This is a genomic window from Nisaea nitritireducens (assembly GCF_014904795.1).
GTDB classification, from domain to species: Bacteria; Pseudomonadota; Alphaproteobacteria; order Thalassobaculales; family Thalassobaculaceae; genus Nisaea; species Nisaea nitritireducens.
This window is the reverse complement of sequence record NZ_JACZFS010000013.1, coordinates 1-25,080: the sequence shown is the minus strand read 5'-3', so window position 1 is coordinate 25,080 and position 25,080 is coordinate 1. Positions and strand designations below refer to the sequence as shown.

At 60.0% G+C, this 25,080-nt stretch carries 26 protein-coding genes; 21 read left to right on the top strand and 5 right to left on the bottom strand.

What is annotated here, in order from left to right; all coding sequences use genetic code 11:
- The first annotated feature begins 11 nt into the window (after positions 1-11).
- From nagZ to IG629_RS04685, 12 genes are all read left to right on the top strand, one after another.
- Positions 12-1,040, top strand: a complete 1,029-nt coding sequence (nagZ, locus tag IG629_RS04740; RefSeq protein ID WP_193170838.1) for a beta-N-acetylhexosaminidase — start codon at positions 12-14, stop codon at positions 1,038-1,040.
- Positions 1,040-1,747, top strand: a complete 708-nt coding sequence (locus IG629_RS04735; RefSeq protein WP_193170837.1) for a site-2 protease family protein — start codon at positions 1,040-1,042, stop codon at positions 1,745-1,747. The genes nagZ and IG629_RS04735 overlap by 1 nt, the downstream gene beginning before the upstream one ends.
- Before the next feature lie 8 nt (positions 1,748-1,755).
- Positions 1,756-2,550 (top strand): segregation and condensation protein A, encoded by a 795-nt coding sequence (locus tag IG629_RS04730; RefSeq protein WP_193170836.1) that lies wholly within the window; start codon positions 1,756-1,758, stop codon positions 2,548-2,550.
- The gene (gene scpB / locus IG629_RS04725) at positions 2,547-3,206 is read left to right on the top strand and encodes an SMC-Scp complex subunit ScpB (protein WP_193170835.1); all 660 of its coding nucleotides are present in this window, start codon (positions 2,547-2,549) and stop codon (positions 3,204-3,206) included. Before IG629_RS04730 ends, scpB begins: the two co-directional genes overlap by 4 nt.
- A 160-nt stretch (positions 3,207-3,366) precedes the next feature.
- Entirely contained in the window at positions 3,367-4,440 is a 1,074-nt protein-coding gene (locus IG629_RS04720) for an ABC transporter ATP-binding protein (RefSeq protein WP_193170834.1), read from the top strand.
- A gap of 115 nt (positions 4,441-4,555) precedes the next feature.
- Entirely contained in the window at positions 4,556-4,795 is a 240-nt protein-coding gene (gene tatA / locus IG629_RS04715; RefSeq protein ID WP_193170833.1) for a twin-arginine translocase TatA/TatE family subunit, read from the top strand.
- An 88-nt stretch (positions 4,796-4,883) separates the two neighbouring features.
- A complete protein-coding gene (gene tatB, locus IG629_RS04710) occupies positions 4,884-5,342 on the top strand; it encodes a Sec-independent protein translocase protein TatB (RefSeq protein ID WP_193170832.1) in 459 nt (152 codons plus the stop codon).
- 3 nt (positions 5,343-5,345) lie between these two features.
- Complete coding sequence (gene tatC / locus IG629_RS04705; RefSeq protein ID WP_193170831.1) at positions 5,346-6,167, top strand: twin-arginine translocase subunit TatC; 822 nt, start codon at positions 5,346-5,348, stop codon at positions 6,165-6,167.
- A gap of 102 nt (positions 6,168-6,269) precedes the next feature.
- On the top strand, positions 6,270-7,559 hold the full coding sequence (serS, locus tag IG629_RS04700; RefSeq protein ID WP_193170830.1) for a serine--tRNA ligase: 1,290 nt from the start codon (positions 6,270-6,272) through the stop codon (positions 7,557-7,559).
- A 14-nt stretch (positions 7,560-7,573) separates the two neighbouring features.
- On the top strand, positions 7,574-8,371 hold the full coding sequence (surE, locus tag IG629_RS04695; RefSeq protein WP_193170829.1) for a 5'/3'-nucleotidase SurE: 798 nt from the start codon (positions 7,574-7,576) through the stop codon (positions 8,369-8,371).
- 6 nt (positions 8,372-8,377) lie between these two features.
- Positions 8,378-9,022, top strand: a complete 645-nt coding sequence (locus tag IG629_RS04690) for a protein-L-isoaspartate(D-aspartate) O-methyltransferase (protein ID WP_193170828.1) — start codon at positions 8,378-8,380, stop codon at positions 9,020-9,022.
- An 81-nt stretch (positions 9,023-9,103) separates the two neighbouring features.
- Positions 9,104-10,207, top strand: a complete 1,104-nt coding sequence (locus IG629_RS04685; RefSeq protein ID WP_226886458.1) for a LysM peptidoglycan-binding domain-containing M23 family metallopeptidase — start codon at positions 9,104-9,106, stop codon at positions 10,205-10,207.
- 13 nt (positions 10,208-10,220) lie between these two features.
- Here IG629_RS04685 and IG629_RS04680 read toward each other — a convergent pair whose 3' ends face one another.
- On the bottom strand, positions 10,221-11,078 hold the full coding sequence (locus IG629_RS04680; protein WP_193170827.1) for an ATP-binding protein: 858 nt from the start codon (positions 11,076-11,078) through the stop codon (positions 10,221-10,223).
- Positions 11,079-11,368: 290 nt separating this feature from the next.
- Between IG629_RS04680 and yajC the strand changes: the two genes are divergently transcribed.
- The 6 genes from yajC to IG629_RS04650 all read left to right on the top strand — a co-directional run bounded on the left by yajC (position 11,369) and on the right by IG629_RS04650 (position 16,530).
- Entirely contained in the window at positions 11,369-11,719 is a 351-nt protein-coding gene (gene yajC, locus IG629_RS04675; protein ID WP_193170826.1) for a preprotein translocase subunit YajC, read from the top strand.
- Positions 11,720-11,804: 85 nt separating this feature from the next.
- The gene (gene secD / locus IG629_RS04670; protein ID WP_193170825.1) at positions 11,805-13,376 is read left to right on the top strand and encodes a protein translocase subunit SecD; all 1,572 of its coding nucleotides are present in this window, start codon (positions 11,805-11,807) and stop codon (positions 13,374-13,376) included.
- Positions 13,377-13,388: 12 nt separating this feature from the next.
- Positions 13,389-14,360: a protein translocase subunit SecF gene (secF, locus tag IG629_RS04665; protein WP_193170824.1), complete on the top strand. Its 972-nt coding sequence runs from the start codon at positions 13,389-13,391 to the stop codon at positions 14,358-14,360.
- A 4-nt stretch (positions 14,361-14,364) separates the two neighbouring features.
- A complete protein-coding gene (locus IG629_RS04660) occupies positions 14,365-14,742 on the top strand; it encodes an Mth938-like domain-containing protein (protein ID WP_193170823.1) in 378 nt (125 codons plus the stop codon).
- Complete coding sequence (locus tag IG629_RS04655; protein WP_193170822.1) at positions 14,735-15,685, top strand: phytoene/squalene synthase family protein; 951 nt, start codon at positions 14,735-14,737, stop codon at positions 15,683-15,685. Before IG629_RS04660 ends, IG629_RS04655 begins: the two co-directional genes overlap by 8 nt.
- Positions 15,682-16,530, top strand: a complete 849-nt coding sequence (locus tag IG629_RS04650; RefSeq protein ID WP_193170821.1) for a phytoene/squalene synthase family protein — start codon at positions 15,682-15,684, stop codon at positions 16,528-16,530. The genes IG629_RS04655 and IG629_RS04650 overlap by 4 nt, the downstream gene beginning before the upstream one ends.
- 1 nt (position 16,531) lies before the next feature.
- On the opposite strand, the gene trmFO is transcribed toward IG629_RS04650, so the two are convergent.
- Positions 16,532-17,917 (bottom strand): methylenetetrahydrofolate--tRNA-(uracil(54)-C(5))-methyltransferase (FADH(2)-oxidizing) TrmFO, encoded by a 1,386-nt coding sequence (gene trmFO / locus IG629_RS04645; protein ID WP_193170820.1) that lies wholly within the window; start codon positions 17,915-17,917, stop codon positions 16,532-16,534.
- A 182-nt stretch (positions 17,918-18,099) separates the two neighbouring features.
- On the opposite strand from trmFO, the gene IG629_RS04640 reads away from it, so the two are divergent.
- Positions 18,100-19,320 carry a hypothetical protein gene (locus IG629_RS04640; protein WP_193170819.1) on the top strand — a complete coding sequence of 407 codons (1,221 nt, stop codon included), beginning with the start codon at positions 18,100-18,102 and terminating at the stop codon, positions 19,318-19,320.
- Positions 19,321-19,332: 12 nt separating this feature from the next.
- Here the strand turns inward: IG629_RS04640 and IG629_RS04635 are convergent, their stop codons facing one another.
- Positions 19,333-20,214 carry a DMT family transporter gene (locus tag IG629_RS04635; RefSeq protein WP_193170818.1) on the bottom strand — a complete coding sequence of 294 codons (882 nt, stop codon included), beginning with the start codon at positions 20,212-20,214 and terminating at the stop codon, positions 19,333-19,335.
- Positions 20,215-21,120: a DMT family transporter gene (locus IG629_RS04630; RefSeq protein WP_193170817.1), complete on the bottom strand. Its 906-nt coding sequence runs from the start codon at positions 21,118-21,120 to the stop codon at positions 20,215-20,217.
- A 160-nt stretch (positions 21,121-21,280) separates the two neighbouring features.
- Here IG629_RS04630 and IG629_RS04625 point away from each other — a divergent pair, with 160 nt between their 5' ends.
- Positions 21,281-21,547 (top strand): winged helix-turn-helix transcriptional regulator, encoded by a 267-nt coding sequence (locus IG629_RS04625; protein ID WP_226886457.1) that lies wholly within the window; start codon positions 21,281-21,283, stop codon positions 21,545-21,547.
- Between the two features lie 9 nt (positions 21,548-21,556).
- On the opposite strand, the gene uvrA is transcribed toward IG629_RS04625, so the two are convergent.
- Positions 21,557-24,421: an excinuclease ABC subunit UvrA gene (gene uvrA, locus IG629_RS04620; protein ID WP_193170815.1), complete on the bottom strand. Its 2,865-nt coding sequence runs from the start codon at positions 24,419-24,421 to the stop codon at positions 21,557-21,559.
- A 183-nt stretch (positions 24,422-24,604) separates the two neighbouring features.
- On the opposite strand from uvrA, the gene ssb reads away from it, so the two are divergent.
- Positions 24,605-25,080: single-stranded DNA-binding protein (gene ssb, locus IG629_RS04615; protein ID WP_193170814.1), on the top strand; the 476-nt coding region annotated here is incomplete at its 3' end.

Below are 25,080 nucleotides of genomic sequence, written 5' to 3'. Positions count from 1 at the left end.
GGGAACCGCCAATGCGCGCGTTGATCCTCGGCTGTGCCGGTCCGGAGTTAAGCCGGGCCGAGCGTCAGTTCTTCGTCGATACAGATCCTTTCGGGTTCATTCTGTTCCAGAGGAACTGCGAAAGTCCGGAACAGATCCGGATGCTGACCGAAGACCTGCGCGATTGTGTCGGGCGCCACGCGCCGGTTCTGATCGACCAGGAAGGCGGCCGCGTCCAGCGGTTGAAGCCGCCGCAATGGCGCTCTGCGCCACCGGCAGCCTTGTTCGGCGAGATTTATGCAGTAGATCCGGTGCGTGCGGAGCAGGCCGTACGGGTCAATGCCCGGCTGATTGCCGCGGAACTCACGGATTGCGGCGTCGATGTCGATTGTCTGCCGTTGCTCGATGTCCGGCAGGACGGTGCGCATGACGTTATCGGTGATCGCGCATTTGCCTACAAACCGGAAGTCGTTGCCCGTCTGGGGCGGGCGCAGGCAGAGGGCCTCGCGGCCGGCGGCGTTGCGCCGGTGATGAAACATATTCCGGGCCATGGCAGAGCGGGCGTAGACAGCCATCACGCGCTGCCCCGGGCAGACACGGGACGCGAAGAACTTGCCTCTGTCGACTTTGCCCCGTTCAAGGCTCTTAAGGATCTGCCGATGGCTATGACGGGCCACGTCGTTTACGAGGCATATGATGCGGACCGGGCAGCCACAGTGTCCCCTGCGGTGATCGGCGAGGTTATCCGCAAGGAGATCGGCTTCGACGGTCTGCTGATGACCGATGATATCTCCATGAAAGCGCTGGCGGACCCGCTGGAGGTTTCCTCTGCGCGGGCGCTTGAGGCGGGATGCGATGTGGTGCTGCACTGCAATGGCGATATGACGGAGATGCGGGCGGTCGCCGGTGCGGCTCCAATTCTGTCCGGCAAGGCTCTTTCCCGCGCGGAAACGGTACTCGGCTTCCTTGAGCGCATCCGGAGGGAGGCCCGTCCGGCGGTGCGCGAGGAGCTTCTCGCCTCTTTTGCTGAGCTTTCCGGCACTGAACAGACGTCCTCCTGATGGAAGACCTGATCTCCAACGTCCTCTTCACAGCGTCGGTCTGGGCACTCCCGGTTCTGATAGCCATCACCATGCATGAGGCGGCGCACGGCTATGTGGCCAACATGCTGGGGGACCCCACCGCGCGCCTGATGGGGCGCGTGACCCTGAACCCCTTCGCCCATATTGACCGGTTCGGCACGATCATCCTGCCGATGCTGTGCCTGATTTCCGGCTGGGCGCTGGCCGGGACACCTTTCGTCTTCGGCTATGCCAAGCCGGTGCCGGTAGCGATGTCTCGCCTTAACAATCCGCGCCGCGACATGATGCTGGTCGCCGCGGCCGGACCAGCCATAAATATCGTGCTGGCATTCCTCGCGGCAGCCATGTTGCACACCGTCTCCTGGTTTCCCGAGTGGTTCGCCGCCTGGTGGCAAGCAACGTTGATCAACGGAATTCTGCTTAATCTTGTGCTGGCCGTTTTTAATCTGCTGCCGATTCCTCCGCTTGATGGCGGCCGGATCGTGACCGGCCTGCTGCCTTATCAACTGGCCGTCCGCTACGCGCGTCTCGAGCGCTATGGCCTCTTCATCGTTATCGGCCTGATGTTCCTGTTACCCTTTATCGGTCGGGAAATCGGTATCGATCTTGGCTACGCCATGCGGCTCGTCATGTTTGGCGTCAAAAATCTGCTACACTTCATCCTGATGCTCACGGGACAACTCTGAGGCAGGTAATGAGCGACGGTTTCGAAAGTCCTGTTCCGGAACACCGCCGTAGGCGGGAGCCGGTTCAGCTTTCGCTGTTCCTGAATATCGATGGCTTTGAAGGCCCGATCGACGTTTTGCTGCAACTGGCTCGGGATCAGAAAGTCGATCTCGTCCATGTCTCCGTCCTGCAGCTAGCGGAACAGTATCTCGGCTTCGTCAATCAGGCCCAGAAACTCAACCTTGAACTCGCCGCCGATTATCTGGTGATGGCCGCCTGGCTCGCTTATCTGAAGTCACGCCTGCTTTTGCCGCCCGACGAGAAGGAAGAGGAAGAGCAAAGTCCTGAGGAAATGGCGGAGGCCCTGCGGTTCCAGCTGATGCGCCTTGAGGCCATGCAGCAGGCTGGTGAAGCCCTGATGGCCCGCCCTCAGTTCGGTTCAGACTTCTTCGCCAGAGGGCAGGGGGAAAGCATCTCCGTCCGCAAGCGTCCGATCTATGATGTGACACTCTATGAGTTGCTGCGCGCCTATGCCGATCATCGGGTGCGGCACGACCGGCTGGCGCTACGCATTGAGGCGACACACCTTTATTCCGTGGAGGATGCGGTCCAGCGTCTCAGCCGTGTGCTCGGCGCTGTGCCGGAATGGCAGACCCTGTTTTCCTTTCTGCCGAGCGGCCTGCGTAAAGGACTTCGCCTGCGTTCAGCCGTTGCCTCGACCTTTGTTGCCTCACTGCAACTGGTGAAGGACGGAAAGGCCGAGATCAATCAGGCAGGCACCTTTGCCCCGATCTATTTTCGCTCCCGGGAGGGCGATGCGTGAGTTCCGAAACACCCGAAAATTCCGTACCGAGCCGGTCAGAGAGAATCGTCGAAGCCCTGCTGTTCGCCAGCAAGGACCCGTTGCCGTCGGCTGAAATTGCCGAACGTTTGCCAGACGGCGTTTCCGCCGAAGATATTCTCCAGAAGTTGCAGCTTCGCTACGCGACGCGCGGCGTTCACCTGGTGCAGATCAAGGACCGCTGGGCCTTTCGTACCGCCCCTGATCTGGGAGAGGCCCTGCAGGTCGAGATAGCTGTGCGGCGCAAGCTGTCGCGCGCGGCGATCGAAACATTGTCCATCGTTGCCTATCACGAGCCGGTCACCCGCGCGGATATCGAAGAAATTCGTGGGGTCGCGGTCAGCAAGGGGACGCTAGACGCGCTTCTGGAGGCCGGATGGATCCAGCCGCGTGGCAGGCGCCAGGTGCCGGGAAGGCCTCTGACCTGGGGCACGACAGAGGATTTTCTGGATCATTTCGGACTGACTGCTCTCAGTGATTTGCCGGGACTTGAGGAGTTGAAGGCAACCGGCATGCTGGACAAGCGGCCGGGGCTTACCTCGATTGCCATGGGCGATGAGAGCGATGTAGAGCCGGAGGAAGGCGATAACGAGGATGACGGCCAGTTCGAGCTTCTGGAGAGCGAAGACGGGGCATAAAGCCGCCTTCCTGATGAGCTACCATTACCAGATTTGATTGGTTCCGCGCTTGAGCCCCCGAATGCCTTCTGATACCTCCCTGTCTGACATGATTTCGCAAATGAATAGCGTTTCACCGCGCAGAATCCCGCTCAGCCGCAATTCAGGGCTGGGATAGAGAATGACGTCAGTACTTCGCCTCGAAAGCGTCAGCCATCAGTTCGATGGTATCCGCGTTGTTGATGACCTTACCCTTGAGATTGGTCGCGGGGAGGTGGTCTGCCTTCTGGGGCCGTCTGGCTGCGGGAAAACCACGGCGCTTCGCATTGCGGCGGGCCTTGAGACACTGCAAGCCGGCCGTGTGCTGATGGGGGACACCGAGGTCGCGTCGCCGGATCGGCAAATCCCGCCCGAGCAGCGCGGAATCGGTCTGGTGTTTCAGGATTACGCGCTGTTTCCGCACCTGAGCGTGGCAGACAATGTCGCTTTCGGGCTTACGGAATTTGCCAAGCCGGTCCAGCGTGAAAAAGCACTCACGGAATTACGCCGCGTCGGTATGGACAGCGCTGCGGAAAAATATCCGCATGAGTTGTCGGGCGGTCAGCAGCAGCGCGTCGCGCTGGCGCGGGCGCTTGCCCCCAATCCACACATTATCCTGCTGGACGAGCCTTATTCGGGTCTTGATAGCGCGCTCCGCGCCCAGGTTCGCGACGATGTTCTGCATCTGCTGAAAGAAAGTGGCGCCGCGACACTCATGGTAACGCATGATCCGGAGGAAGCCATGTTCATGGCGGACCGGATCGCAGTGATGCGCGACGGCCGAATCGTGCAGCACGGCTCTCCGCAAACGCTATACTGCTATCCGAATTCCGCTTTCGTCGCCGGATTCTTCGGCGAGGTAAACAGCTTCACCGGACTGGTGAGAGACGGTCATGTTGAGACACCGATCGGGCAGGTCGCTGCGGAGGGCGTTCCGGACGGCTTGAGAGCAACGGTGATCATGCGCCCCGAAGGGCTGCGCGTGACCACGCTGCAGGCCGGTCAGAGCGACTACACGGCGCGGGTGATGCAAGCGCGCTTGCTGGGACGCAGCAGCTTGATTCATTTGCATGTTCAGTCCGGTGAGAATGGCAGCATGAAGGAGTGGCATTTCCACTCCCGTATGCCCGGAATATTCCTGCCTGATGCCGGTACGCGGCTGCGGATAGAGTTCGACCTGGGGCAAATCTTCGTGTTTCCCGCGCAGGAAGGCTGAATTCGTTAGGAGAAAAGCCCTACCGGACATTGCAGAGGGCCTATGATCATGCCTATATACGGCAAAAGTCCCGGTCCGGGACGTAACGAATGTAGACAGACGGGAGCGTACGCTCATGGGTTTCGGTAGTATCTGGCATTGGCTCGTTGTCCTGCTTGTTGTCGTTGTGCTTTTCGGCGGAAGCGGGAAGATTTCCTCGCTGATGGGCGACTTCGGCAAAGGCCTGCGCAACTTCAAGAAAAGCATCAAGGACGAGGACGGGGATCAGGCATCCGAAGGCGATTCCGCAAAGACCCTGAATTCCGAACAGTCCGCTGCTGCGCAGCCGAAGGCTGACGAAGCTCAAAAGAGCTGACGGACCTCTCTTGGTTATCCGGCCATGTGCCGGAAACAGACCACGCGCGGGCCGTCAGGTGCCGTGGCGTGAATGATGGTATGCGCTGATGTTTGATCTCGGCTGGCAGGAATTCATGCTGATCGCGTTTGTCGCGGTGGTCGTTGTTGGCCCCCGCGACCTGCCGCGCGTCGTGCGCTCGGTCAGCACCTATCTTCGCAAGGCACGCTCGGTGGCCCGGGATTTCCAGAACAGTCTGGAAGAAGTCGCCCGTGAGGCCGAGCTCGACGATCTCCGTAAGGAAGCCAAAAACTTCACCAGCGGCGACATCGAGAAGCGTGTCAATGAGTTGGTGGACCCGGGTGGGGACACCAAGAAGGAGATGGAGCGGATCGCCGGTCAGGCGCGGGATGTGGCGTCGTCACGCCCGGTCGAATCGGCGCCGGATGAGATAGAAGCCGAGAGCATACAGGATGCGAAAGCCCCGGGTGCTGCTGAACCGGCCGATGCTAAACCCTCCGAACCAGACGATAAAAGCGCGCAGAAAAGCGCCGCTGCAGGACAATAATCCATGACTGAGGATGTTGAAGAAAAGCGGATGCCGCTGCTGGACCATCTGGTCGAACTGCGCAGCCGCCTGATCTATTCCTTTGCCGCTTTCATTGTCGCGTTTTTCATCTGCTATGCGTTCGCCGAGCCGATTTTCGCGTTCCTGGTCGAGCCGCTGGCCAGCCTGACCGAGGGCGAGCCCGGCCGGCGGATGATTTATACGGCGCTGCACGAGGCTTTCTTTACCTATTTGAAAGTCGCCTTCTTCGCTGCGGCCTGCCTGGCTTTTCCGATCATCTCGATGCAGCTCTGGAGCTTCATCGCACCTGGTCTCTACAAGGATGAGAAGACGGCATTCCTGCCGTTTCTGATCGCCACGCCGATCCTGTTCACAATCGGCGCGGCCATGGTCTATTACCTGGTCATTCCGCTGGCCTGGCAGTTCTTTCTCGGCTTTGAGCATCCGGGCACAGACGGCTCGCTGCCGCTGGTTCTTGAGCCGAAGGTCGATCAGTACCTTTCGCTGGTCATGCGTCTGATCTTTGCCTTTGGTGTCTGTTTTGAGCTGCCGGTGTTGATCATTCTGCTGGCCAAGGTAGGCATGGTGAGTTCCACCGGTCTCGCCAAGAAGCGGAAATATGCGATTCTCATCGCGTTCGTTGTGGCCGCCATATTGACTCCTCCGGACGTTATCTCCCAGGTCCTGCTCGCCATTCCGGTCGCGATTCTCTACGAGATCTCGATTATCGGCGCGCGCATCATCGAGAAAAAGCGCGGCCAGCAGGCCGATGACGACGATGATGATGAGGACGAAGACGAGACCTCGTCTAGCACCGCCACCTGACCGAGCGGCGCCCCGGCAACGGACCGGGGCCTGCCGCTGGACCCGTCGGGTGGCACTGCCTATAAGATCAAACCGGTTTTCCGAACAGAATGGACGTGTGAGATGCACGATATCAGATGGATTCGCGAGGACGGAGCGGCCTTCGACAAGGCCATGGCGCGCCGCGGGTTTGCCCCGCAGGCTGACGCTATCCAGACTCTCGACAAGCAATGGCGCGATACGACAACCGAGCTGCAGAGCCTGCAGCAGCGGCGGAACGAAGCCTCCAAGGAAATTGGCAAGGTGAAGTCCCAGGGCGGCGATGCCGATGCCCTGATGAAGGAAGTCGCCGATATCAAGGACCGGATGCAGAGCCTTGAGGAAGAGGGGCGCACCCATTCGGAAAAGCTGGATGCCGTGCTGTCCGGTCTGCCGAACGTGCTGGATGACGATGTGCCGGATGGCCCGGACGAGAGCGCGAACGTGTTGTTGCGCACCGTCGGCGACGCTCCCCGGACGAACACAGCCTCTCCGGATCATGTCGCCATCGGTGAAAGTCTCGGGATGATGGATTTCGAGACGGCCGCGAAACTCTCCGGCGCCCGGTTCTCGTTGCTGCGCGGCCAGTTGTCCCGCCTGGAACGGGCACTGGCAAACTACATGCTCGACATCCATACGGGCGAGTTCGGCTATACGGAGGTATCGCCGCCTTATCTCGTGCGGGATACAGCGCTTTACGGTACCAGCCAGCTTCCGAAATTCGGTGAGGATCTGTTCAAGACCACAGGCGATCACTGGCTGATCCCGACTGCCGAAGTGCCGCTGACCAACATTGCGTCAGGTGAGATTCTGGCGGAAGAGGAACTGCCGCTGCGTTTCACGGCCTACACGCCATGTTTCCGGTCGGAAGCAGGTTCGGCCGGCCGGGACACGCGGGGCATGATCCGGCTGCACCAGTTCAGCAAGGTCGAACTTGTCTCGGTTACCCATCCCGACAAGTCGATGGAAGAACACGAGCGTATGACCGGCTGCGCCGAGGAAATGCTGAAGCGCCTCGGGCTTTCCTATCGCGTCGTGACGCTGTGTTCCGGTGATACCGGGTTCGGTGCGCGCAAGACCTACGATATCGAGGTCTGGCTGCCGGGGCAGGACGACGGCAAGGGTATGTACCGGGAAATTTCCAGTTGCTCGAACTGCGGCGATTTCCAGGCCCGCCGGATGAAGGCCCGTTACCGGGTCGATGGCGGCAAGCAGACCGGATTCGTGCATACCCTGAACGGCTCCGCCCTCGCGGTCGGCCGGACGTTGATCGCTGTGCTGGAGAATTATGCGGAAGCAGACGGTTCCGTCAGCATTCCGGAGGTGCTCCGCCCCTATATGGGCGGGCTGGAAAAGATCTCGGCCGAGAGCTGACAGGAGAGCGCGAGATGAACTGGCCGCTTGATGTCGGCAACGCCCGGATCCTGATTACGAACGATGACGGCTATTACGCACCGGGGCTTCAGGTCCTGGTGCGGATAGCACGGTTGCTATCGGAAGATGTCTGGGTGGTGGCGCCGGAGAGCGAGCAGAGCGGGGCAGGGCATTCCCTGACCCTCCGGCGGCCGCTGCACGCGCGGGAGCATCAACCGAACTGGTTCTCGGTGAACGGTACACCGACGGATTGTGTGCTGCTCGCAGTAAACTCGCTGATGAAAGGGAAGCTCCCGGACATTGTGTTGTCCGGAGTGAACCGGCACGGCAACCTCGCGGATGATTTGACGTATTCCGGCACGGTCTCCGCAGCCATGGAAGCAACCATACTTGGCGTTCCTGCCGTTGCGTTCAGCCAGGAACTGATCGAAGGTGAAGCTGCGGACTGGACCCCGGCGGAGACTTTTGGTCCCAATCTTCTTCGCCGAATTCTGCATGAAGGTTTTCCGGAGAACACACTGTTAAACGTGAATTTTCCTCCGGTTCCGGCAGATCAGGTCAAGGGCATTCATTTGACCTCCCAGGGGCGCCGCAAAAGCGGGGACGATATTATGGAGGTGACAGATCCACGCGGGGCACGGCACTACTGGATTGGACATATGCAGAGCATGAAGCCCTATGCGGAAGGTACTGATCTCGCCGCGATTGATGCAGGTTATATCTCTGTCACACCGGTCAAAATGGACATGACAGACTACGAGACGCTGAAGTCGCTTCATGGTGCCTTTCAACTGGAACATTCAACCGATTGAGCCGCGATGACTCTTGAGGAAAGCAAGATACGTCTGATCATGGAGCTGCGGCGCGAGGGGATCTCCGACAGCGCAGTTCTGGGGGCTATCGAGCGCGTTCCCCGGGAGATCTTCATCCCAGCGCCGATCAAGACCTTTGCCTACGATAACAGGGCCCTTCCAATCGGGGCGGGGCAAACCATCAGCCAGCCTTTTGTGGTTGCCTTCATGACCCAGGCTCTCAAGCTCGATGATCGCTGCAAGGTTCTTGAAATCGGCACCGGCTCCGGCTACCAGACCGCGATCCTGGCCCGCTTGGCTCGCCGTATCTACACCATAGAGCGGCACCCCAGCCTGTCGGACGAAGCAAAGGAGCGGTTCGAGGCTCTTGATCTGCACAAGGTGGTGACGCGTGTGGGCGACGGGAGCAAGGGGTGGCCGGAACAGGCGCCATTCGACCGGATCATTGTCACGGCCGCGTCGGAAAGCATGCCGGAAACCTTGCTGGAGCAGCTGGGCGAGGGCGGTATCATGGTCGTTCCGATCGGCCCGCAGGACGGTACCCAGCATATTCATCGTTTCACCCGGACTGAGGACGGAATTGAGGATGAATGCCTTCTACCTGTGCGATTCGTGCCTCTGGTCGAAAGCGAAGTACGCGACAGCGTCTGATTGTTCCAGCGTTCAGTGGCTCTTGGCGCGGGCCTGCGGGTGCCGCTTGAGCAGGCGGTTTGCAAAACCTAAACTCGCCCCATGGCAATGATGTCTTCACACTTTCGAAACTGGTCGGCTCTTCTTGTCGTGGCGGGGCTGCTGTCGGCCTGCGGCGCAGGAGGACCACGTCTTGCCTATAGCCCATCGGGAAAGTCATCGGCCCATCTTGCGATTCCATCGGGTGGACTGATCAGCGCCGGCCCGAACGACACGGTCTATGAGATTTCCCGGCGCTACGGTGTGCCGGTACGGGACATCATCCTCGCGAACCAATTGCAGCCGCCTTACAAGCTATATGTCGGGCAGGACCTCCGTCTGCCGGCGCCAAGCCGATATGTGGTGCGGCCGGGTGACACTGTTTTCTCGATATCGCGACGCTTTAATGTCGATATGCGGACGGTCGTTCAGATGAACGACATCAAACCGCCTTTCCAGATCCGGGTCGGGCAGGAGATGCGTTTGCCGTCGCGTGAGATTGCGAAAGGCAGCGCCGTCGGCTCCAACACCAGAACGTCGCTCGGCGTACCGCAGCTCCCTAAAGGCCCAGGCGTTCGCGGAAACAGCACCAGAACTGCACTGCTTTCTCCGGGAACCGTCGCCTTGCCGGAGCTAAATCCACGGAATCCGGCTCCTGCTGCTGGACAAACGGTTGTTCTGCGGCCCCCAGCGCCGAAACCACGCGCGGCACAGCCGTCATCGGCGCCCGCTCCCAAGGCGAAAACAGGCCTAGAGGTCGCGAAAATACGTCCGCCGCAACGGGCCGGCTCCAAATTCCGCTGGCCGGTCCGGGGACGGGTGATTGCCAATTTCGGCCCGAGAAAGGGCGGACTTCATAATGACGGCATCAATATCGCCGCCCCGCGCGGCGCACCTGTGACGGCTGCCGACAATGGCGTGGTGGCTTATGCCGGAGACGGGCTTCCCGGATTCGGCAAGCTGCTGTTGCTGAAGCATGCGAATGGCTGGATTACCGCCTACGCCCACAGCGATCGCCTGCTGGTAAAGCGCGGCGAAATCGTCCGGCGCGGCCAGACCATCGCGACAGTGGGCTCAAGCGGCAGCGTGGATCAGCCGCAGCTGCATTTCGAAGTGCGCAGGGAAAAGCGTGCGGTCGATCCGCGCCAGTATCTCGACAGAACCTGAGCTCTTTAGCCGGTCAGGCCAGCTTCTTGCCGAGATCGCCAGCCAAATCCTGAATGAACTGCCAGGCAACGCGGCCGGAGCGCGCGCCGCGGGTGACCTGCCATTCCTTGGCCTTGGCGCGCAGATCTTCCGAACTGATCGGCAGGTCATAGGCTGATGCGTAGCCTTCGATCATGGCGAGGAAGGTATCCTGGTCGCAGGCATGGAAGCCGAGCCAGAGGCCAAAGCGATCGGAGAGCGACACCTTCTCCTCGACAGCTTCGCCTGGATTGATCGCCGTAGATTGCTCGTTATCGATCATATCGCGGGCCATCAGATGGCGGCGGTTGGACGTCGCATAAAACAGCACATTGTCGGGCCGGCCTTCGACGCCGCCCTCCAGGACCGCCTTCAGGGACTTGTAGGAATTGTCGGCGAAGTCGAAGGAGAGATCGTCGCAGAACACGATCAGGCGGCGCTCCGTATCTCGCGCCAGATTGAGCAGGCGCGGCAGGGTCTCAAGGTCTTCGCGGTGAATTTCCACAAGAGCGAGGATGCCATCGCGCTTCTCGTTGACCTCAGCGTGCACAGCCTTGACGAGCGAGCTCTTGCCCATGCCGCGCGAGCCCCAGAGCAGCGCGTTATTGGCGGGCAGGCCACGGGCGAAACGGTCCGTATTCTCACGCAACTGGTCCAGCTGCGGGCCGACGCCTTTGAGGAGCGAGATATCAACGCGATTGATCTTCCTGACCGGATCGACCTGTCCCGCCTGAGCATTCCAGACAAAGCCTTCGGCGTCGCCGAGATCGGCAGCCTTGGCCGGCGGCGGCGCGATGCGCTCAAGGGCATCGGCAATACGGGCGAGAATCTCAAGCTCTCGGGCGTCGGACATGTCACTGGACCTTGAAAAGAAGAATCGTCGAACTTTCTTCCGGCTGTAAAAACCGGAGCGGCCGGAAAGTATCATACGCCGTCTGTCCGTCAATTCCCGGGGCCGTCTTTTCCACGCTCTTTCCGGCCATTGAAATTGCTCGCTGTACCGGTATAGTCCGCCGTTCCGAGTTTTCGGGGTGTTTCAGCGGAAATCGCTGGCCGAGACGCCTGGGAGCGACTATGTGAGCGAAGTATGCGCGGAAACGAGTAAGGATCGCGCAGACCTTTGCGTCTGATTGGGAGAACTTGATGTTCATTTCACCGGCCTACGCCCAAGCGGCTGGCGGCATCGGCGGCGGCTTCGACGTGATGGCGTTCCTGCCGTTGGTTCTGATTTTCGTCGTCTTTTATTTCCTGCTGATCCGCCCGCAGCAGAAGCGGGTCAAAGAGCATAAGGAAATGCTCTCCAAGGTCCGCCGGAACGACGTCGTTGTTACCAATGGCGGCCTGATTGGCACCGTTACCAAGGTCATCGAAGATAAAGACGAGATCCTTGTGGAAATCGCCGAAGGCGTGAAGGTCCGTGTGGCCCGCAGCATGCTCTCCGACGTTCGGGCCAAGACCGAACCCGCGGCGGCGGAATCGACCGACAAAAAGTAAGAGTCCTTGCGGCGCCCTCACGGGCGCCGCAGACATATCCGATGTCCGTTTTGGCGATGCCCGTTATGGCTAGAGGCACCTAAAGATGCTCCAATTTCAGCCTTGGAAAACCGCTCTCGTAGCGCTGGTCTGCGCTCTGGGTGTGCTGTACGCACTGCCGAACGCGATCGAGCGCGATCTGACCCAGGATCTTCCCTCCTGGCTTCCTGGAAAGAAGATCAATCTCGGTCTTGATTTGCAGGGCGGGTCCCATCTTCTTCTCGAAGTCGATGTCGACGTCGTCGTCGCCGAGCGGCTGGAAGCCATCGTCGATCAGACCCGGCGCAATCTGCGTCAGGAGCGGATCGGCTATCGCGGCCTTGGCGTGGCGAGAGACGCGGTCCATTTCACCGTCCGCAATCCCGAGGATCTCGAAAAAGCCCGGAATACCGTTCGCAGGATCGATCCGGAGACGGACACTGAGACCGGTGCCGGAAACACCATCCGCATCACGCTGACTGAGGTCGCGTTGCGCGATCTCAAGGCCCGGGCGATCGCCCAGTCGATCGAGATTGTTCGCCGACGCATCGATGAGACCGGTGTGCGCGAGCCGACGATCCAGCGGCAGGGTGACGACCGTATTCTGCTACAGCTGCCGGGCGTTGACGATCCGGAACGAATCAAGGCACTGCTTGGCCAGACGGCGAAACTCACTTTCCGGATGGTCGATGCGACCGCTTCGGTTCAGGACGCGTTGCAGGGCCGGGTGCCTCCGGGCTCGCAACTGCTCCCGGCCGCGGACGAGCGTCCCGGTGCGCCGCAGAATTACGTCGTGAAGCGGCGGGTCATGGTCAGTGGCGAGAACCTCGTCGATGCCCAGCCGAGCTTCCAGGATGGACAGCCTGTCGTCAGCTTCCGCTTCGATACGGTTGGCGGACGCCGTTTCGGCAAGGCAACCAGCGAAAATGTCGGACGTCCCTTTGCAATCGTGCTCGACGGCAAGGTCATCAGCGCGCCGGTGATCCAGACCGCTATCCTCGGCGGCTCGGGCATCATTTCCGGCAGCTTCACCGTTCAGGAAGTCCAGGATCTCTCGTTGCTGCTGCGTGCCGGTGCACTTCCAGCGCCGCTGCAGGTGCTTGAAGAGCGGACTGTCGGACCGGGGCTTGGTGCCGATTCCATCGCCGCCGGCAAGTTTGCCAGTGTCATCGGTATGCTGCTGGTGATTGTCTTCATGATCGTCGCCTACGGATTCTTCGGCTTGCTGGCGAATGTCGCCCTGTTCTTCAATATGGCTCTCATCGTTGCCGTACTCTCCAGCCTGCAGGCAACCCTGACCCTTCCGGGTATCGCGGGTATTGTCCTGACGGTCGGCATGGCAGTGGATGCGAACGTCCTGATTTTCGAGCGTATTCGCGAGGAAGTCCGTAACGGCCGAACGCCGATGGCTTCCATCGAGGCGGGCTACCAGCGCGCTTTCCGGACAATTTTCGACGCCAACCTGACGACCCTGTTCGCGGCACTGTTCCTCTACTTCATGGGGTCAGGTCCGGTGAAGGGATTCGCGGTAACACTGGGCATCGGCATTCTGACGTCGCTCTTTACGGCAACGCTGGTCAGCCGCCTTTTCATCGTGCTCTGGATGCGGCGCAGCCGGCCGAGCGAACTGCCGATCTGAGGGAATAGACAGATGTTCAGACCACTTCGCATCGTTCCCCACGGCACCAAGCTGCCGTTCGTTGCCAACCGCTATAAGGCCTTTGCCTTCTCCGTTGTGCTGATGCTGGTCAGCCTTGGCGGCCTGCTCGTCAACGGCCTGAATTTCGGCATCGACTTCCGTGGCGGCATCCTGATGGAGGTTAAGACCGATGGTCCGGCCGACATTCAGTCTCTCCGGAATTCGCTCGGTAGCCTCGAACTCGGCGATGTCAGCATCCAGGAATTCGGGGCCGAAGATGATGTCCTGATCCGTATCCAGCGACAGGACGGATCCGAAGCGGAACAGCTTACCGCGGTCGAAAAGGTCAAACAGACACTGGGTGAGGGCGTCGAATACCGCCGGACCGAGTTTGTCGGGCCTACCGTGGGTGAGGAGTTGAAGGAAGCCGGACTGATCGCTGTTATCTGCGCTCTCTCGGCCATCCTGATCTATATCTGGTTCCGGTTCGAGTGGCAGTTCGGTGTCTGCGCCCTGATTGCGCTCAGCCACGACGTGTTATCGACCCTCGGGTTGTTCGCTCTCAACGGGCATGAATTCAACCTGCCGACCGTCGCGGCCATCCTGACCATCGCGGGGTACTCCATCAACGATACCGTGGTCGTGTTTGACCGGGTTCGGGAGAACTTCCGCAAGTACAAGAAGATGTCGTTCGCGGATCTGTTCAATCTCTCGATCAACGAAACCCTGTCGCGCACGACCATGACGTCGATCACCACGTTGCTTGCATTGCTGGCGATCTACTTCTTTGGCGGAGCGGTACTGGCGGACTTCGCCCTGGCCATGATCTGGGGTGTATTTATCGGGACTTATTCCTCGATCTTCATTGCCGTGCCGCTGCTGCTCTACATGCAGCCGCGCCGTGGTGATGAGGATGACGACGCGGACTCCCCGGTCCAGATGCCGGAATACGAGCGGCAGGGAGCTGCCGACAAAAAGGACTGATCCAATGGATGTAACGCCCCTGATCCCGGAAGGCCTTCAGCTTATCGAGGCCTATGGCGACGGGGGGTTCCGGATCACGGGCGTCCGCTATGAGAGCGCGGTCTTTGTCTTCCCGGATGAAACGCTGGTCTGGCAACATGCTGGTCTTGAGGACCTGACGGCCGCCACATTCTCGTCGGTCACGGACCGGGAGACGGTCCCCGAAATCCTGTTGTTGGGCACTGGCGCACGCACCGAGTTCATCCTGCCTTCCATCCGCGCGGCCGTTCGGGATAAGGGACCGGTTGTGGATATCATGGATACCGGTGCCGCTTGCCGGACTTACAATGTGCTGCTTGCCGAAGGGCGCCGCGTCGCCGCCGCGCTGCTGCCCGTTGACTGATTCCAGCAAATCGAACCACGCAACAGAGGAAGATTTCGCGTTCTGCCGCGAGATCGCCGGACGCGCGAATGCGAATCTTCTGCATGCCGCGCGTTTGCTTCCGGGCACGAGGCAGAACTTCTTCTTCGCAACCTATGCCGCCATGCGCCTGATCGACGATACGGTCGACGATGACTTTCTCTGCCGCCCGGCCGAGGTCCGCACTCAAGAGCGCAACGCCATGCTGGCTGACATCGACAAATGGCAGGGCCAATGTCTCGGCGAGATGGAAGAGGGGCCTCTTCCGGCGCAGGTTTATCGCGCCCTGCGGACGACGGCGCATTGTTCCGACCTTGGTGAGACACCCTGGACCGGTCTCGCCGACGCCATGCGGCGTGATGTGCGTGAGCAACCGATGCCGGATTGGGAGGATTTCCTCGCCTACGCAGCGGGCGCGACCGTGGCTCCGGCGACGATATTCATTTATTTGCTCGGCGCGAAACCCGGCGCAACAGGGTTTTCGTGGGAGCTGCCTGAACTGCCGGTGCACTACGCCGCCGACCTCGGCATCTTCTGTTATCTGGTTCATATCCTGCGCGATTTGGCGAAAGATGCGGAACGATCGGAGCGACTGGTCACCGTACCCGATTCCCTGATCCGGCAGGCGGGATTGCAAAAGACAGATCTCACGGCCGCAATCCGATCCCGCAACCCGGGTGTCGGCTCTCTGGCTGCGGATCTTCGTCAGCGTGCGTCCTCGCACCTTCAGGCAGGGCGGGGCGTTTTGCAGTCCTTGAAGCCGCTCATCGGTCCGCGTGAGCAATTGGCACTGTCCGGACTGATCGGTATATACGAGTCTCTTTTCGACCGGTTTTCAGCGGACTATTTCGCGGGGATGGCCGATGCTCCGGCCTTGGAACAGGCTCTTCGCAAGAAATTGTTGCCCTCGCAAAGCGAGTCATGACCTCTCGATCTTCTCAACTTTCCGCGCCGGCGGCTCTCGTTCGGCGGCACGATCCGGACCGTTTCCGGTTCGCGCTCTTTGCACCGGCGCGGCATCGTGAGGCTGTCTTCACTCTTTACGCCTTCAATCACGAGGTAGCGAAGACCCGTGAGAGCGTAAGCGAGACCATGATCGGCGCGATCAGGCTGCAATGGTGGCGCGACAGTATCGAGGGGATCTATGTCGGCACACCGCGCCAGCACGAGGTGATTGAGCCACTGGCTGCCTGCATTGCGGCATACGGGTTGCCGCGTGCGCCATTCGACGGCCTGATCAATGCACGGGAGCGGGATCTCGAAGACCGCCCGATGGAGGATCTGGCGGAAACGGAGGCCTATCTCCGGGCAACAACGTCCCCCTTGGTCGCTCTACTGGCGGGCATACTCGCCCCCGTCGAGCCTCGGGAGCTAAATGCTCTTGCCGATATTGCGGTCGGTCATGCCTTGGTCGGGAAACTCCGCGCGGCGGCTTTTGATGAATCTGTCCGGCGGCCGTTTCTGCCGCGTGCCGTTCTTGAAGAGCATGGCGGCGAGAGCCGCAATTTTGCGGAGCTGAAGGCGGACGAGGGTGCGCGCAAGGCCATGAAGGCGCTTTCGGAGCGCGCGGAAACCCTGATTGAGCAGGGATTATCGCAAACAGGTAAGCGCCCGCACCTTGCGCCCTTGCTGCTTCCCGCCAGCCAGGCCCGCGCCCGAACCCGGCTGTTGGCCAAACTGGACTACGATCCGTTCAGACCGGAATTCGCGGACCAGAACCCGCTGGATATCTGGCGTTTCTGGCTGGCCCGGCTGATCCGGCGCTATTGAGTTATTCCGCCGCGGCAACCTTGTTTCCCGCTAGCCATTCGTCGATATCGCGCAGGGCGCGCCCGGCCATCGCGGCTTTGCGGTCACGACCTTTCAGCTTCCGCTTTTTCCCGTTGGGGGTAATTTCCGGCCCAATTGGCGGGAACAGACCGAAATTCACGTTCATCGGCTGGAAGGTCTCAACATCGGCATCGCCGGTAATGTGCGCGAGCAGGGCACCCAGCGCCGTGGTCTGCGGCGGCAGAGACAGCTCGCCGTTCAGGCGCTCGGCGGCGGCGAAACGGCCGGCCAGCATGCCGATAGCCGCGCTTTCGATATAACCTTCCACGCCGGTGATTTGACCGGCGAAACGAAGGCGCGGCATGGCCTTCATGCGCAAGGTGCCGTCCAGCAACAGCGGCGAATTGATGAAGGTATTGCGGTGAATGCCGCCAAGGCGTGCAAACTCGGCCTTTTCCAGCCCCGGAATGCTTCGGAAGACCTCAGTTTGCGGGCCATAGCGCATTTTGGTCTGGAAACCGACCATGTTGTAGAGCGTACCCAAGGCATTGTCCTGACGCAGCTGGACCACGGCATGCGCCCTTGTCCCTGTTCGCGGATCGGTCAGGCCAACCGGCTTCATCGGGCCAAAGCGCAGGGTCTCGGATCCGCGCTCCGCCATCACCTCGATGGGCATGCAGCCTTCGAAGTAGGGCGTGTCTTTCTCCCACTCGCGGAATTCCATTTTTTCCGCGTCGAGCAAGGCTTGAATGAAGGCTTCGTACTGCGCCTCGTCCATCGGGCAGTTGATGTAATCCTTGCCGTCTCCGCCGGGGCCGACCTTGTCGTAGCGGGACTGGAACCAGGCTTTGTCGAAATCGATGCTTTCCTTGTGCACGATCGGGGCAATCGCATCGAAAAAGGCCAGAGACTCCTGGCCGGTCAGTTTCGCCACCGCATCCGAAAGCGCAGGTGAGGTGAGAGGCCCGGTCGCGACGATCACGGAATCCCAGTCCTCCGGCGGGAGACCGTCGATCTCGCCGCGCTCGACCGTAATCATCGGATGCCCGGTAAGGGCCTCTTCTACGGCTGCCGAGAAATGGTCCCGGTCGACCGCGAGAGCGGATCCTGCAGGTACTTTGTGAGCGTCAGCCGCGGTCATGATCACGGAGCCGACCCGGCGCATCTCCTCATGCAGAACGCCCACGGCGTTGCCTTCCGCATCGTCCGAGCGAAAGGAATTGGAGCAGACGAGCTCGGCGAGCCCGTCGGTCTGGTGCGCATCGGTCGAGCGATCCGGGCGCATTTCATGCAGCACAACCGGAACGCCGGCCTCGGCCAGTTGCCAGGCCGATTCGGATCCGGCAAGACCGCCGCCGATGACGTGAACCGGGCGCATGTTATCCATGGAACTTCCAATATTCTGGCTGCAGGTGGCAATCGGCAGACAGATAGACCTTAAAAGCGCCAACATCAACGCGGCACAGCAGAGATGCACCTGCGTTAACCCTGTTTTTATTACTTTTCTGCATCATATTGCCCATACGATGCAAAGCCTTAGCGACTTGCGGAAAACCGGCCAAAGATCAGATGAGCAACACAGGCTATTTCGAGAGTTTCGATCGCCAGAAATTGGACCCGGCCGACAAGGACGGTTTCAAATCCTCCATGATCGATTTTTGCCGCACGAACGCGATGGCGGCAGATGCTCTGATGGCGGGCAATGTCGAGATGCTCGGCCTCGAGAGCCTGAAGGAAAAATTCGGCCCTAACTGGGGCAAGGTTCGCGGCAAGGTCCATCTGCTGACAGAGACCATCATCAAGCAGGTCATAACGCCGAATGATGTCTATGTGCTCGCCAACGCGGAGCAGTTCATCGTGTTGTTCGGCCAATGCGACAAGGAAACTGCCAACAAGAAGGCACAGCAAATCGCCAAGGAGGTGAACAGGCGCCTGCATGGTAGCAGTGCGGATAGCGGGTTCCACGGCGTCACAGTCAAATCCATGGTCTTCGAGATCCCTCGCGACGAGCCGGAAAAGCTCGCGGACGTCAAAGCATTGACCGAGACAGTGGAAGAAGCGCGACAAGAAAAGCAGGCGGAAGAGACCGAGGCATTCGAGCAGGCCCGGGAAACGATCAAACTGGTCTATTGGCCGGTCACCAATATTCGCAAGCGCCTGGTTTCAATGTATCGCGCTGAGCTGTCGATACCGGACGGCACGATGCCGGAGGCAGGAAGTGAAACAGGTGCGCTTGAATGCGCCATGGATGTAGCCGCGCTTCAACTGGCTCAGGCCATGATGAAGGACATGCCCAGAGCAAAACCATTGCTGTTGTTGCCTCTGCACATGAGCTCATTGACCAGCAAGCAATTCCGGGAAGCAGTCCTTTCCGAACTCAAGCTGCTCCCTGAGTGGGCTGAGCGCCGACTCATGCTTTTGATCAAGGGGCTGGACGATGACGTCCCTCAGACGGTGCTGCACAATACTTTCGCCTACATCTCACCATTTTGCGCCGGGTTTGTTGGAGCCTTCTCCCGGACATTCGCCCGTGCGGAGCAATTGCAGGGGGCAGGCCTGATCGGGACCGGTTGCAGCACTGGAGATACCGAAGGGATCACACCGTCCCTGGTTGAGGAGCTGAGCAATTTCGTCGTGAAAAATAATGGCGGCCAGAAACGGACGTTCATATTTGAAGCCCCTGACCTCGATACGGCAACCACGGCACGCAAAGTTCATTATGATTATGTAGACGGGCCCGGAGTGGCTCCGGCGCTCAGTGCTTTCGGACCGGTCTTCAAGATCGCCTGAGCCACGCGACCGTTACCAGAGAACTATTATTGCGCAGCCCAATACAGAAAGCAGCGCGCCAAGAAAAGCCCGAGGCGATGGCCGGCGGCCCTCGGTTATCCAGGCAATCGGTATTATGAGAACTGGCGCAAGCGATCCGAGAACTGCGGCCATCCCGGCGTCTGTTTGAGCGAAGGCATATAGCAGCAACGGAGTGGATAGCCCGTAGCCGAGCAGTCCGGGGATAATGGTGCGAATAAGCAGAGCAGGGGTCAGTATTGTGCCTTTCGTGGCGACAGCATCCGACCAGAGGCCTGCGAGCGATACAAGGAGTGCAGCGCCGAGCAACCTCATCGCAGCGAGTGCGACAGGCTCACTGCCGGCCAGCATGGCTGGCTTCAATGCCAGAAATCCCAATCCTTGCAAGGTTGCGGCTATTCCTCCGAAGAACAGAGCAGCACCGATATACCGCCCGGGCTTCTTTCCCGTTTGGTTGTGTCCAGATGTTACAGCCAGGCCGATCCCCAAAAGCACGACGACACCGCCTGCCATGTCGGGTAGCGCGAGTGTTTCGCCGAGCCAGATAAATGCCATAAGCGCGACAAGCGGCGCTTTCAGGGAGATGACCAGTTCGGTCTCCTGCGGGCCGCAACGGCGCAGGCATTCAATCATCGCCAGATTCCCCAGAACCACTCCAAACAGAATACTCACGAGGAAGGCAGGCCACTCTGCCCAAGTGACGCTTGGCCAATATCCGAGAAGGGCTGCGATGAGCCCCATCGTGAAACCGGAGGACAGCAATTGTATGCGGGTGAATTCGAATGCACCCAATCGCCGGGCCGGTGCGTGAGCGAGCATCATTCCCGTTGCCCAGCCAAAAGAAGCACTGGTTGCCGCAAGCGCGCCGAGCAGCATTTATGAAGTCTCCTGGATGTTTGGGGTGACGGTTGGAATGTGACGGCGGGCCGATGTCACCAGATAGACCGCAACGGTGATTAGGGAGAGAGCGACAAGGCTCTTCGCCTCCAGCGGCTCACCCAGCAAGGCAACCCCGAACAAGGTTCCCACGGCAGGGACCATGAAATTGATCTGCTGCATCCGTCCGGCCCCGAGATGCGGCACCAGATAAAAATAGATTAGGGTCGCAATGGCTGTCGAACAGACGCCGAGATAGAGGATGGCCAGGATGGGAGCCATGTATGCGCTCACGGCGCTGAAGGGTTGTTCGAGCATAAATGCCCCGACCGTTGCCGGAATTGCGCCGACGACAAGGGAGCCGGTCGCCATTTGCAAGGGAGGCAGGGCGATCCAGCGGCGGACATAGAGTGTGGTCCCCGCGTAACATAGTGCCGCGCCGAGGATTGCCAATTGCCCCGTGACATGTTGCCCGAGGCCGGAAAGCGCAGTCGCTCCGACCAGCACCAGCAGGCCCCCGATGCCAAAACCAACCCCGAAAAGGGAGCGCGGTGTTAGATGCTCGTCTGGGATCAAGAGCGGGGCGAGGAAAACCGTTGCTACTGGTGCAATTCCCATCAGCAAGGCTGCCAGCCCGCTATCTACGTGGATCTCTCCGAATCCGATGAGAAGAAACGGGACCAGATTTCCGAAGACCGCCGGAACGGTATAGGCGAGCAGTGCACGCCCGTTGAGTGGCAAGTGTCCCGATCTCAAGCGCAGGATGAGATAGAGCAATCCCGCACCGATCAGCAGGCGTGCGGCGACCATGGTGAATGGCCCGAAACCATCCAGGCCTATTTTCACTGCCGTATAGGAACCACTCCAGAACAGGGCCAGGATTATCCAAAGAAAAATCAAATGCATCGCGGCCTCCGGTATCAGGGGTGGCGGGGCGCAGTAAAATGCGCTACAAAAAAGATAGCGATATTGCTACGTTTTTAATAGCGACATGACAAGAGAAAATCTGACAAAAATCCCACGCCCCGGAGAACCTGTACGCGGATCGCGCACAGGTCAGCCGATCATGGTCCTGTTCGACTTGCTTGGACGCCGCTGGGCATTGGGTATTCTATGGAACCTAAGCGCGGAGGCATTGACGTTCCGAGAATTGCAGAGCCGCTGTGACACGGTCTCGCCGACCGTGCTCAATACGCGCCTGAAAGAATTGCGAACTGCCGGGCTCGTTGAGAAAGCAGAGAGTGGATATGTCCTGACAGGTGCTGGCACCGCACTATTCCAGCATCTGGAGCCGCTTGGCGACTGGGCCGCGGACTGGACACGCTCCCTATAGGTCGCTGGTTCAGGCCGACTTCTTCGCTCCGGAAGCGGCCAGATAAGGCGCAAGATACTTGCCTGTATAGCTGCCAGCCGTCTCGGCAACAGCCTCGGGCGTGCCTTCGGCGATGATCCTGCCGCCGCCGGAACCGCCTTCAGGACCGAGATCGACGATCCAATCGGCGGTCTTGATGACCTCGAGATTATGCTCGATCACAATCACCGTATTGCCTTGATCCACGAGCGTATGGAGCACTTCCATAAGCTTGCGGATATCCTCGAAATGCAGCCCGGTCGTCGGCTCGTCGAGGATGTAGAGCGTCTTGCCTGTCGCCCGCCGGGATAGTTCCTTGGACAGTTTCACCCGCTGGGCCTCGCCGCCCGAAAGGGTCGTCGCCGCCTGACCGATCTGGACATATCCGAGCCCGACCTGTTCCAGCGTCACCAGCTTGTCGCGAATGGACGGCACCGCCATGAAGAATTCCACGCCTTCCTCGACCGTGAGCGCGAGCACGTCGGCGATGGATTTTTCCTTGTAGGTGATCTCCAGCGTTTCCCGGTTGTAGCGCTTGCCCTTGCAGACATCGCACTGAACATAGACATCGGGCAGGAAATGCATCTCGATCTTTATGACGCCGTCGCCCTGGCAGGCCTCGCAGCGACCACCCTTCACGTTGAAGGAAAAACGGCCGGCTTTGTAGCCACGGGTCTTGGCTTCCGGCAGGCCGGCAAACCAGTCCCGGATCGGCGTGAAGGCACCGGTATAGGTCGCCGGGTTCGAACGCGGCGTGCGGCCGATGGGCGACTGGTCGATATCCACCACCTTGTCGATGAACTCGAGCCCGGTAATTGAATCATAGGGTCCCGGGTGTTCGCGGGCGCCATGCAGTTTTTTGGCTATGGCTTTCCATAGCGTCTCGATAATCAGCGAAGACTTGCCTCCGCCAGAAACCCCGGTGATGCAGGTCATGGTGCCGAGCGGGATTGAGACGGTGACATCGTCCAGATTGTTTGCCGTTGCACCGGTCAGCCGGATATGGCGCTTTTTGACTGCCTTGCGCCGCTCCGCCGGGATCGGCACCTGGCGGAGTCCGGTGAGATACTGTCCTGTCAGACTCTGCGGTGCCCGCATGACTTCTTCCGGCGTGCCGGCGGCGACCACTGTGCCGCCATGCACCCCGGCGCCGGGGCCCATATCGACCACATAGTCGGCGGCCCGGATCGCATCCTCGTCATGCTCGACCACAAGGACTGTGTTCCCGAGGTTGCGCAGCCGGACGAGAGTGGTCAGCAGCCGGTCATTATCCCTCTGGTGCAGGCCGATGGAGGGCTCATCCAGCACATAAAGCACACCGGTCAGGCCGGAGCCGATCTGGGAGGCGAGCCGGATACGCTGGCTTTCGCCGCCGGACAAGGTGCCGGACGCCCGCGACATGGTGAGATAGTCGAGCCCGACATTGTTAAGAAAACCAAGACGTTCGTTGATTTCTTTCAGAATGCGCTCGGCAATTTCCGCCTGCTTGCCTGTCAGGCTTTCGCTCAGCCCGGTGAACCATTTCACCGCTTCGGAGATCGACAGTTCCGTCAGTTCGCTGATATTGCGGCCTTCGATCTTCACCGCCAGCGCTTCCGGCTTCAGGCGCTGGCCATGGCAGACCTCACACGGCGCCACCGACTGGTATTTGGAAAGCTCCTCGCGGCTCCAGGCGGAATCGGTCTCCCGGAAGCGCCGCTCCATATTCGGCACCAGCCCTTCGAACGGTTTGTTGGTCTGGTAGCTCCGCAAGCCGTCGTCGAAGGTCATCACCACACGCTCGCTGCCGGTACCGTAGAGCAGGGCACGCTGCGCCACCTCCGGCAGATCCTCGAACGCGGTGTCGAGAGAGACGTTCAGGTGTTTCGCCAGGCTTTCCAGTGACTGCATGTAATATTTTGAGGAAGAGCCGGCCCAGGGAGCGATGGCGCCCTTGCGCAGACTCTTGCTGCCATCCGGCACAATCATGTCCGGATCGAAGTACATGCTGTTGCCGAGGCCGTCGCAAGTCGGGCAGGCGCCGAACGGATTGTTGAAGGAAAACAGCCGCGGCTCGATCTCATCGATGGTGAAGCCGGAAACCGGGCAGGCGAACTTTGCCGAGAAGGTCTTGCGCTCACCACTGGTCGCATCCTCTGCGATCAGCAGGCCATCCGACAGTTCCAGCGCGGTCTCGACGGAATCGGCGAGCCGGGTGGCGATTCCCTCCCGGACGACAAGCCGGTCCACCACCACTTCAATATCGTGCTTCAGCTTCTTGTTCAGCGCGGGAACATCATCGATTTCATAGAGTTCGCCATCGACCTTGAGGCGCTGGAAGCCCTGCTTGCGCAGCTCCGCCATCTCCTTGCGATACTCGCCCTTTCGGCCGCGCACGATCGGCGCCAGCAGATAGAGCCGGGTGCCTTCCTCCATCTCCAGGATCAGGTCGACCATCTGGCTGACAGTCTGGCTCTCGATCGGCAGACCGGTCGCGGGCGAGTAGGGGATACCGATCCGCGCGTAGAGCAGCCGCAGGTAATCGTATATCTCCGTCACCGTGCCGACCGTGGAGCGCGGGTTCCGGGACGTTGTCTTCTGCTCGATGGAGATTGCCGGTGACAGGCCCTCGATGAGATCCACGTCCGGTTTCTGCATCAGTTCCAGGAACTGCCGCGCATAGGCCGACAGGCTCTCCACATAACGGCGTTGCCCCTCCGCGTAGATCGTATCGAAGGCTAGGGACGATTTGCCGGAGCCGCTGAGCCCGGTCAGTACCGTCAGGCTGTTCCGCGGGATGGAGACGTCCACGCTCTTCAGGTTGTGCTCGCGCGCGCCCTGGACACGGATATCTTTCGGTTCGGAAGAGGCTGACATTGGCGGAATCCGGACTAAGAACGAAACAGAAACATTTATAAGGCGCGCGACCGGACTTGACCACCCGCATTTTGCAGGTGCAGCAATTCCGGAGAGAAGCCGGCAGCAATCGATCCCGACTGGATTAGCTGTCCCGGATATGGGACAGTCCGGCAAACAAATTCGCAGAGTGGAAATAGAACCATGGCAGGCAGCGTCAATAAGGTCATTCTTGTCGGCAATCTCGGACGCGATCCGGACATCCGGAGCATGCAGGACGGCAACAAGGTGGTGAACCTCTCCATCGCAACCTCGGAATCCTGGCGCGACCGCAATAGCGGTGAGCGCAAGGAGAAAACCGAGTGGCACCGGGTGGTGATCTTCAACGAGAACCTGGCGAAGGTCGCCGAACAGTATCTTCGCAAGGGCTCGAAGGTCTATGTCGAGGGCCAGTTGCAGACACGCAAATGGACCGACCAGTCGGGTCAGGAGAAATACAGCACCGAAGTCGTGCTGCAGCGTTTCCGTGGCGAGTTGCAGATGCTCGACGGCCGCAACGAAGGCGGCGGGCAGGGCGGTGGCGGCCAGGGTGGCGGCTATGGCGGTGACGATGGCTACAATCAGGGCGGCGGTTACGGTGGTGGCTCTAGTGGTGGTGGCCAGGGCAGCGGTTATGGCGG

Coding starts and splice junctions, on each gene's coding strand:
- nagZ (WP_193170838.1), top strand. CDS start 12: ATGCGCGCGTTGATCCTCGGCTGTGCCGGTCCGGAGTTAAGCCGGGCC.
- IG629_RS04735 (WP_193170837.1), top strand. CDS start 1,040: ATGGAAGACCTGATCTCCAACGTCCTCTTCACAGCGTCGGTCTGGGCA.
- IG629_RS04730 (WP_193170836.1), top strand. CDS start 1,756: ATGAGCGACGGTTTCGAAAGTCCTGTTCCGGAACACCGCCGTAGGCGG.
- IG629_RS04720 (WP_193170834.1), top strand. CDS start 3,367: ATGACGTCAGTACTTCGCCTCGAAAGCGTCAGCCATCAGTTCGATGGT.
- tatA (WP_193170833.1), top strand. CDS start 4,556: ATGGGTTTCGGTAGTATCTGGCATTGGCTCGTTGTCCTGCTTGTTGTC.
- tatB (WP_193170832.1), top strand. CDS start 4,884: ATGTTTGATCTCGGCTGGCAGGAATTCATGCTGATCGCGTTTGTCGCG.
- tatC (WP_193170831.1), top strand. CDS start 5,346: ATGACTGAGGATGTTGAAGAAAAGCGGATGCCGCTGCTGGACCATCTG.
- serS (WP_193170830.1), top strand. CDS start 6,270: ATGCACGATATCAGATGGATTCGCGAGGACGGAGCGGCCTTCGACAAG.
- surE (WP_193170829.1), top strand. CDS start 7,574: ATGAACTGGCCGCTTGATGTCGGCAACGCCCGGATCCTGATTACGAAC.
- IG629_RS04690 (WP_193170828.1), top strand. CDS start 8,378: ATGACTCTTGAGGAAAGCAAGATACGTCTGATCATGGAGCTGCGGCGC.
- IG629_RS04685 (WP_226886458.1), top strand. CDS start 9,104: ATGGCAATGATGTCTTCACACTTTCGAAACTGGTCGGCTCTTCTTGTC.
- IG629_RS04680 (WP_193170827.1), bottom strand. CDS start 11,078: ATGTCCGACGCCCGAGAGCTTGAGATTCTCGCCCGTATTGCCGATGCC.
- yajC (WP_193170826.1), top strand. CDS start 11,369: ATGTTCATTTCACCGGCCTACGCCCAAGCGGCTGGCGGCATCGGCGGC.
- secD (WP_193170825.1), top strand. CDS start 11,805: ATGCTCCAATTTCAGCCTTGGAAAACCGCTCTCGTAGCGCTGGTCTGC.
- secF (WP_193170824.1), top strand. CDS start 13,389: ATGTTCAGACCACTTCGCATCGTTCCCCACGGCACCAAGCTGCCGTTC.
- IG629_RS04660 (WP_193170823.1), top strand. CDS start 14,365: ATGGATGTAACGCCCCTGATCCCGGAAGGCCTTCAGCTTATCGAGGCC.
- IG629_RS04650 (WP_193170821.1), top strand. CDS start 15,682: ATGACCTCTCGATCTTCTCAACTTTCCGCGCCGGCGGCTCTCGTTCGG.
- trmFO (WP_193170820.1), bottom strand. CDS start 17,917: ATGGATAACATGCGCCCGGTTCACGTCATCGGCGGCGGTCTTGCCGGA.
- IG629_RS04640 (WP_193170819.1), top strand. CDS start 18,100: ATGAGCAACACAGGCTATTTCGAGAGTTTCGATCGCCAGAAATTGGAC.
- IG629_RS04635 (WP_193170818.1), bottom strand. CDS start 20,214: ATGCTGCTCGGCGCGCTTGCGGCAACCAGTGCTTCTTTTGGCTGGGCA.
- IG629_RS04630 (WP_193170817.1), bottom strand. CDS start 21,120: ATGCATTTGATTTTTCTTTGGATAATCCTGGCCCTGTTCTGGAGTGGT.
- IG629_RS04625 (WP_226886457.1), top strand. CDS start 21,281: ATGGTCCTGTTCGACTTGCTTGGACGCCGCTGGGCATTGGGTATTCTA.
- uvrA (WP_193170815.1), bottom strand. CDS start 24,421: ATGTCAGCCTCTTCCGAACCGAAAGATATCCGTGTCCAGGGCGCGCGC.